At 55.2% G+C, this 878-nt stretch carries 1 pseudogene; it reads left to right on the top strand.

From position 1 onward, the window contains the following. Positions 1–289 precede the first annotated feature (289 nt). Positions 290–802: pseudogene (locus AWB69_RS45350) on the top strand (LysR family transcriptional regulator); the annotation flags it as partial. Positions 803–878: the final 76 nt, after the last annotated feature.

Raw genomic sequence — 878 nt, 5'->3', positions numbered from 1 at the left:
TCAACTCGTCGTTACGCTCCTGGAGCCTTATTTGCAGCCAGATAATTATTAAACCTATTTACGGGATGTTGTACTAGCTTCTCGTTTCATCCAGCCAAATCCCTTGCGTGATCCAATAAATTTACGGAGCGAATAATGGCGCTAGCGACTGCGTTCAAGGTAGAAAACCTTTCAACACGATGCATCGAGGCGGAATTCAGGGCGTGATGGCAGAATAGAAAAGGACCTGATCAAGCGGGGGACATGCTTGGAAGGCGTGATCAGGCAAAAGCGGTCGTGTGGGGAAATCATGGAATTGCGGCACCTTCGATACTTCATCGCCGTCGCCGAGACAGGAAGCCTGACCGTCGCAGCCGAACGCCGTTTGCACACCTCGCAGCCATCGCTGAGCCGGCAAATTCGAGACCTGGAAGACGAGGTAGGGGTTGAATTGCTAAGCCGCAGTGCGCGCGGCGTGGAACTGACTGCCGCTGGAATGGCTTTCATCGATCACGCGCGGCTGGCGCTGAATCAGGTGGACGCAGCCGTTGAAGCAGCGAGGCAGGCGGCACTGCCGTGCAAGCAGCGATTTGCGCTCGGCTTTATCACCGGGCAGGAGATGACGTGGTTACCCAGGGCCATGCGGATTCTTCGAGATGAATTGCCCAACGTGGATGTCACCGTGTCCAGTGGATACTCGCCAGACCTTGCCGAAGGCGTTGCACGCGGGAAACTGGATCTGGCATTTATGCGCGCCGAGCCAGACCTCGATCTTGCTTATCAAGTCGTGAGCCAGGAACCGCTGGTGGTGCTGATGCCTAGCCCGAACTTTGACTCGATCACAAACATAAGCCATTGATTTCACGCTGTTATGCGTGCGAGCGCAGGATAGCTACTGG

It is taken from the genome of Caballeronia udeis, from assembly GCF_001544555.2.
Classification (GTDB): Bacteria; Pseudomonadota; Gammaproteobacteria; order Burkholderiales; family Burkholderiaceae; genus Caballeronia; species Caballeronia udeis.
The sequence above is the reverse complement of the archived record's forward strand: the minus strand, read 5'-3'. Positions and strand labels throughout refer to the sequence as shown.